The sequence below is a fragment of the Streptomyces sp. NPDC034670 genome (assembly GCF_055574875.1).
Window position 1 is genome coordinate 92,483 of the sequence record NZ_JBVITR010000002.1, and the last position, 6,622, is coordinate 99,104.

General features: G+C 76.2%; 5 protein-coding genes and 1 pseudogene. 1 reads left to right on the forward strand and 5 read right to left on the reverse strand.

Annotation, left to right across the window (positions count from 1 at the left end):
- Nucleotides 1-230 precede the first annotated feature (230 nt).
- The gene (locus ACZ56B_RS01905; RefSeq protein ID WP_468785195.1) at nucleotides 231-1,754 is read left to right on the forward strand and encodes a cytochrome P450; all 1,524 of its coding nucleotides are present in this window, start codon (nucleotides 231-233) and stop codon (nucleotides 1,752-1,754) included.
- Here the strand turns inward: ACZ56B_RS01905 and ACZ56B_RS01910 are convergent.
- From ACZ56B_RS01910 to ACZ56B_RS01930, 5 genes and pseudogenes are all read right to left on the reverse strand, one after another.
- Nucleotides 1,716-2,546, reverse strand: a complete 831-nt coding sequence (locus ACZ56B_RS01910) for a pentapeptide repeat-containing protein (RefSeq protein ID WP_468785197.1) — start codon at nucleotides 2,544-2,546, stop codon at nucleotides 1,716-1,718. The genes ACZ56B_RS01905 and ACZ56B_RS01910 overlap by 39 nt on opposite strands.
- 49 nt (nucleotides 2,547-2,595) lie before the next feature.
- Nucleotides 2,596-3,507: a sigma-70 family RNA polymerase sigma factor gene (locus tag ACZ56B_RS01915; RefSeq protein ID WP_468785199.1), complete on the reverse strand. Its 912-nt coding sequence runs from the start codon at nucleotides 3,505-3,507 to the stop codon at nucleotides 2,596-2,598.
- A gap of 5 nt (nucleotides 3,508-3,512) precedes the next feature.
- Nucleotides 3,513-4,265, reverse strand: a complete 753-nt coding sequence (locus ACZ56B_RS01920) for a PIG-L deacetylase family protein (protein ID WP_468785201.1) — start codon at nucleotides 4,263-4,265, stop codon at nucleotides 3,513-3,515.
- 112 nt (nucleotides 4,266-4,377) lie between these two features.
- Nucleotides 4,378-5,679: an alpha/beta fold hydrolase gene (locus ACZ56B_RS01925; RefSeq protein WP_468785203.1), complete on the reverse strand. Its 1,302-nt coding sequence runs from the start codon at nucleotides 5,677-5,679 to the stop codon at nucleotides 4,378-4,380.
- A 102-nt stretch (nucleotides 5,680-5,781) separates the two neighbouring features.
- Nucleotides 5,782-6,537: pseudogene (locus ACZ56B_RS01930) on the reverse strand (substrate-binding domain-containing protein); the annotation flags it as partial.
- Between the last annotated feature and the right edge of the window lie 85 nt (nucleotides 6,538-6,622).

A 6,622-nucleotide genomic window follows, 5' to 3' on the forward strand; every position in this document is an offset into this window, starting at 1 on the left:
CCACGCGGTGCTGAGTGAGGAGGGCGGCCCCCCGAGTTCTGGGCATGCTCGGGCCTCCCCGGCTGGGTCCTCCGGGCCCCTCCCCACCGCCGCCCCCAGCGCCCGCCCCGGTCCACGGCCGTCCCCGCACCGTACTTGACGCCGATTCAGCGGCGGGACCAGACTGAACCGCCCCGTTGAACCCGCGTGCGACACGTCGCGGGCGCTCGCCGGACCGGAGGGGATCGAGCATGGCGGAGACGACGACGGGCGCGGGGCTGCCGGGAGGATTCCGCAGCGCCGAGCTGGGCTGGCCCGAACTGCACCGCATTCCGCACCCGCCGTACCGTCTCCCGCTGCTCGGCGACCTGCTCGGGGCGAGCCGGAGCACACCCGTGCAGGACTCGCTGAAGTACGCGCGCCGCCTGGGTCCGATCTTCCGGCGGAACGCCTTCGGCAAGGAGTTCGTGTTCACCTGGGGCGCCCGTCTGGTGGCCGACCTCGCCGACGAGAGCCGGTTCGCCAAGCACGTCGGGCTGGGCGTCGCCAATCTGCGGCCGGTGGCGGGCGACGGGCTGTTCACCGCCTACAACCACGAGCCCCACTGGCGGCTGGCGCATGACGTGCTGGCCCCCGGCTTCCGCCGCGAGGCCATGGCGGGCTACCACACGATGATGCTGGACGTGGCGGGGCGGCTGACGGACCACTGGGACCGCGCGGCGGCCGCGGGCCGGACGGTGGACGTGCCCGGCGACATGACCAGACTGACCCTGGAGACGATCGCGCGCACCGGGTTCGGGTACGACTTCGGCTCGTTCGAACGGTCCCGGCCGCACCCCTTCGTGACCGCGATGGTGGGCACCCTGACGTACGCGCAGCGGCTGAACAACGTGCCCGCGCCGCTGGCACCGCTGCTGCTGCGGCGCGCGGGCCGGCGCAACGCGGCCGACATCGGCCGTCTGAACCGCATCGTCGACGAGGTGGTCCGCGCCCGGCGCGCCCACGGCGGCGGGGAGGGGGACCTGCTGGACCGGATGCTGGACACCGCCCACCCGGAGACCGGCGAGCGGCTCTCGCCCGAGAACGTCCGGCGCCAGGTCATCACCTTCCTGGTGGCCGGCCACGAGACCACCTCGGGCGCCCTCTCCTTCGCCCTGTACCACCTCTCCCGGCATCCGGACGTCGCGGCCCGCGCCCGCGCCGAGGTGGACCGCGTCTGGGGCACCGCGGCGGCGCCCGGCTACGAGCAGGTGGCCAGGCTGCGGTACGTCCGCCGGGTGCTGGACGAGTCGCTGCGGCTGTGGCCGACGGCGCCCGCCTTCGCCCGGGAGGCCACGCGGGACACGGTGCTGGCCGGGGAGCATCCGATGCGGCGCGGCGCGTGGACGCTGGTGCTGACGCCGATGCTGCACCGGGACCCCGGGGTGTGGGGCGCGGACGCCGAGCGGTTCGACCCGGACCGTTTCGACGCGCCCGCGGTGCGGTCCCGCCCGCCGCACGCCTTCAAGCCGTTCGGGACGGGGCTGCGGGCCTGCGTCGGGCGGCAGTTCGCCCTGCACGAGGCGGCCCTGGTGCTCGGGCTGCTGCTGCGCCGCTACGAGCTGCGCCCCGACCCCGGCTACCGGCTGCGGGTGGCCGAGCGGCTCACGCTGATGCCGGAGGGACTGCGGCTGCGTCCGGAGCGGCGGACGGCGCCCGCCGTGCCCGGGAGCCGCCGGGCCGGCGGCGACGCCGCGTCAGACTCCCGCGGTCCAGTGCGCGGGACGGGCGAGTGACCCCGGCAGCCTCGTGCCGGCGCTCCCCCGGGCCGCCTGGAGCTGGGGCTGGGTGAGGAAGAACGCCCCGGTCAGGTCGGCGTCCGTGAGGTCGGTGTCGCGCAGGTCGGCGCCGATCAGGTCGGCGCCCCGCAGATCCGCCCCGGTGAGGTCGGCGGCGATGAGGCAGGCGCCGCGCAGACTGGTCCCGCGCAGGTCGGCGCCCCTGAGCCGGGCGCCCGCCAGGTCGGCGTTGCGGCGGTCCCCGCGGCGCCCGCGCACCCCCGCCCGGGCCAGCTCGCTCGCCTTCAGCAGCAGCGCGTTGACGTCCTGCCGGTGGGCGGCCACGTCCAGCGCGGCCAGTTCCTCCGGGGCCTGCCGGGTGAGCCGCTCGGTCTTCTCCCTCGCCCGGCGCAGCCCGGCGTGCACCGGACGGGCCGCGGGCAGGGCCAGCGCCTCGGTGAGGTACCACAGCAGCTCGTGCAGCTGCCGCACGACCGGGAACACGTCGAACATGGCGCGGGCCCGCTCCGGCGGACCGGTGCGCCAGTCCCGTCCCCCGAAGGTGACCTGCGAGACCTTCTGCCCCGCGCCGAAGCAGTCGTAGACCGTGCAGCCGGTGAAGCCCTCCTGCCGCAGGCGGGCGTGGATGCCGCACCGGTGGTCGCCCCGCAGGTGCCGGCACGGCGTCCCGGCGCCCTTGTCCACCGCGAAGTCGGCCGAGGCGGTGAACGGCAGGGCCACGCAGCACAGCCCGAAGCACCGTGCGCAGTCACCGCGCAGTTCCGACCGGTCGGCCCTCTGTTCCCGCATGGCGTTCAGCATACGGAACGGCCGGCCGGCGCTGGTCCGCCGGCCGGGTTCACGCCCCGCCGTCCGGCACCTCCAGGCGGGCCAGCCGCTCCGGGTCGGCCAGGACGTACAGGCCGGTGATGCGGCCGTCGGCGACGGTGACGGACAGGACCGACCGGATCCGGCCCCCCACCACGCCGACCAGGCCGATCGCGTCGTTGACCAGCGCCATCCGCGCCGCCGCGTTGTGGCGGGCGAACAGGAACGCCGACTCGGCCACCGGCCTCGCCCCCCGCAGCGCCTTGGACCCGGCCGCGCCGCGGACCAGGGCGCCCGCGTCGGCCCGCAGGACCACGTCCGGATGCAGGACGGCGAGCAGCGCCTCGAAGTCGCCGCCGCGGGCGGCGGCCCTGAAGGCCTCGAGGACCTCCTTCTGCCGGCCGAGGTCGGGCTCGGAGGGGGGTGTCGCGTCCCGGACCCGGCGGCGGGCCCGGCTGGCGAGCTGCCGGGTGGCGGCCGCGGTGCGTTCCACGACCGGTGCGATGGCGTCGAAGGGCACGGCGAACAGGTCGTGCAGGACGAACGCGAGCCGCTCGTCGGGCTCCAGCCGGTCCAGGACCACCAGCAGGGCCATGCTCACCGCGTCGGCGCGCAGCGCCTCCTGTTCCGGGTCGGACCGGGGCAGGGGCCTGACGACCGGGTCGGGGACGAAGGTCTCGTCGATCGGCTGCTCGCGGCGCGCGGCGCGCGACCGCAGCAGGTCCAGGCAGACGCGGCCGGTCACCGTGGTCAGCCAGCCGCCGAGGTTGCCGATCTCGCCGGGGTCCGTCCGGCCCAGCCTCAGCCAGGCCTCCTGGACGGCGTCCTCCGCCTCGGTCAGCGATCCGAGCATGCGGTAGGCGACGGCCCTCAGACGCCCCCGGTGCTCCTCGAAGCGCTCGGCCAGCGGCTCCCCGCCGTTCGCGGTGTTCGCGGTGTCCACGTGGTTCACACCGTGGCCCGGGGGAACAGTTCGAAGGCGACCGCGGGCCGGCCGCCGAACCGCCGGCCCGTCTCCTCGGCGCTCCGCGTCAGCAGGCCGCGCGCGTAGGCCTCCGGGTCCTCGTCGGTCAGCGCCTCGATGTAGGTGCGGTGCTCGAGCAGGGAGCGCACCGCCCGCTCCAGCCCCCCGGCGGCGTCCACGGCGTGCGTGGGCGTGCCGGAACCGGCGACGGCGACCCAGCGGACCCCGTCCCACGGCGCGAGGCCCCGCTCGGTCAGCTCCGGGAAGATCCAGCGGTTGCCGGCGTCACCGGCCGCGTCGAGCACGGCACGGCCGACGGCCACGTGGTCGGGGGTGTTCCAGTAGGCGCCGTCCCAGGTGTCCCGGTGGTTCAGGGTGATCACCAGTTCGGGCCGGTGGCGGCGGATCGCGGCGGCGATGTCCCGGCGCAGGGCGGGGCCGTACTCGATCACCCCGTCCGCGTGGTCCAGGAACTCCACCGCCGACACGCCGACCACCGCCGCGCTCGCCCGCTGCTCCCGCTCCCTGAGCGGGCCGCACTCCGCCGGCGCCAGGGTGTCGATGCCCGCCTCGCCGCGGGTCGCCAGCACGTAGGCGACCTCGCGGCCGGCGTCGGTCCAGGAGGCGATCGCCGCCGAGCAGCCGTACTCGAGGTCGTCCGGGTGGGCCACCACGGCCAGAGCGCGCTGCCAGTCGTCGGGCATGGGCTGGAGTTGACTGATCGTCGGCTCGGTCATGCCCGCAGCCTAGGGCCTTTGGTCGGGATCGGGCCGGGCTCGCGGGGTCCGTTCCGAACGAAAGGCCCCAACCCGCGGCACCGACGGCGCACCGGGGTCCGTCCCGCCCGGCTCAGACCTCGTCGCGCGCCAGGGCGAGCAGCCGGTCCAGGACGCGGGGGCCGCCGGCCCGGACGCCGTCGTGCTCGAACTCGTCGGTGACCCAGGTGCGCAGGCCCCGGATCGCGCGGGCGGTCTCGAGCGAGTGGGGCGTGTGGACGTACATGTCGTCGTGGTAGACGGCCGCCGCGACCGGGACCCGGTTGGCGGCGAGGCGGGCCGGGTCGTACAGGGGCGTCCAGTCGGTGCGGGCGGCGAGCAGTTCGGCGGTCTCGCGCAGCGGCCGCAGCGCGGGGTCGCAGTCGAACATCCAGGGGTGGACGGTCTCGCCGGTGAAGAGCAGCGGCGCACCGGCGGCGAGCGCCCCGGCCGCGTCGAACCGCGGGAACTCCGACCGCACCCGCTCGGCCGACCAGGCGGTGGGGCGGGCGTCCTGGGCGTAGATCACCTCGTGGACGAGCGCGTACAGCGGGTGGCCGGCGTACGAGAGCAGGCCCTGCACCTGCTCCTGGAACGCGTCGGACAGCTCGGGCCCCGACGGGGTGCGGACGAAGGCGTCCTCCAGCAGGTGGTGCAGGCGGTGGCTGCCGTCGCCGCTGCCCAGGAGGATGCCGAGGGACTGGAAGGCCTCGACGGTGAGCCGGTAGCCGTTCGGCAGGACGACGTCGTGGGCGAGGAGGTGCTCCGCGATGCGGCGGGCGCGTTCGACGTCCTGCGGGTAGCGGGCGTAGTGGGCGGCGACCTTGCGCTCGACGCGCGGGTAGGCGGCCCGGTAGACGTCGTCGGCGTGGGCGTCGAGGGAGGGCAGTCCGCCGGTGACGAGGGCGGTGTCCAGGCCCTCGGGGGCGGTGGACAGGTAGGTGACGGTGCAGAAGCCGCCGAAGCTCTGGCCGAGGACGGTCCACGGGGCGCCGCCGGTGACCTCGGGGCGGATGGCCTCGCAGTCGCGGACGATGGAGTCGGCGCGGAAGCGGGTGAGGTACTCGGCCTGCTCGGCGGGGCCGCCGCACAGCGGGAGCGTCTGCCGGTTGGCAGGGGTGGAGCGGCCGGTGCCGCGCTGGTCGAGGAGCAGCACGCGGTACTCCTCCAGGGCCCGGCCGAGCCAGGCCTGCTTTCCGATGAAACGGTTCGCCCCGAAGCCGGGGCCGCCCTGGAGGTACAGCAGCCACGGCAGGTCCCGGTCCGCCTTGCCGGCGTCGACGACCTCGCGCGCGTACAGCCCGATCGTCTCCCCCGAGGGGTCGTCGTGGTCGAGGGGCACGGTGAAGCGGCGGTCGGTGAGGACGACACCGGGCTGGCGGTAGCTGACGGTCAACGGGGCTCCCGGGACGGACGGACGGTCGGGCCGTGCCCCAGTCCAGCACATGCCCCTCCGGCCGGCGGACCCGGGACCACGGCGCCCCTGCGGAGCGGCCGGTCAGCGGGCGGACAGGCTGGAGCGGCGGACCACCAGTTCGGGACTGAGGACGACCCGCCGGTGCTCGTGCGGCCTCGCCGCGGCCCCGGTCCGCGTCTCCTCCAGCAGCAGCTCCGCCGCCATGGTGCCCATGGTGACGGCGGGCTGCCGCACCGAGGTGAGGGGGACGGCCGCCGCGGCGGCGAACTCGATGTCGTCGTAGCCGACGATCGCGAGGTCGTCGGGGACGCCGACCCCGGCCGCGTACATCGCCTGGAGCACGCCGAGGGCGAGCAGGTCGTTGGCGCAGAACACGGCGGTGGGGCGGTCGGTCAGGCCGAGCAGGCGGACGCCGGCGTCCCGCCCCGCGGCGACGTCGGGGCGTTCGGTGGGCAGCTCGCGCAGGCGGTCCGGGCCCAGTCCGGCCTCGGCGAGGGCGGTCAGGGCGCCGGTGCGGCGGTCGCGGACCTGGTTCAGGCCGGGCGGTCCGCTGACGTACGCGATGCGGCGGTGCCCCGCGTCGACGAGGTGCCGCACGGCCAGCGCGCCGCCCGCCACGTCGTCCACGGAGACCGAGCACTCGGTGGTGCCTTCGGCGACCCGGTCGACCAGGACGAAGGGGATGCCGTGGCGGCGGAAGGCCGCGATGTTGCGGCCGGTGGCGTCCGCCGGTGTGAGCAGCACGCCCCGGACCCGCTGCTCGGCGAAGAGGGAGAGGTATTCGGCCTCCTCGCCCGCGTCCTGGGCGCTGTTGCAGACCATCACGCCGAGGCCGGCCCGGGGGGGGGGGGGGGGGGGGGGGGGGGGGGGGGGGGGGGGAGGGGGGGGGGGGGGGGGGGGGGGGGGGGAGGGGGAGGGGGAG

Coding starts and splice junctions, on each gene's coding strand:
- ACZ56B_RS01905 (WP_468785195.1), top strand. CDS start 231: ATGGCGGAGACGACGACGGGCGCGGGGCTGCCGGGAGGATTCCGCAGC.
- ACZ56B_RS01920 (WP_468785201.1), bottom strand. CDS start 4,265: ATGACCGAGCCGACGATCAGTCAACTCCAGCCCATGCCCGACGACTGG.
- ACZ56B_RS01910 (WP_468785197.1), bottom strand. CDS start 2,546: ATGCGGGAACAGAGGGCCGACCGGTCGGAACTGCGCGGTGACTGCGCA.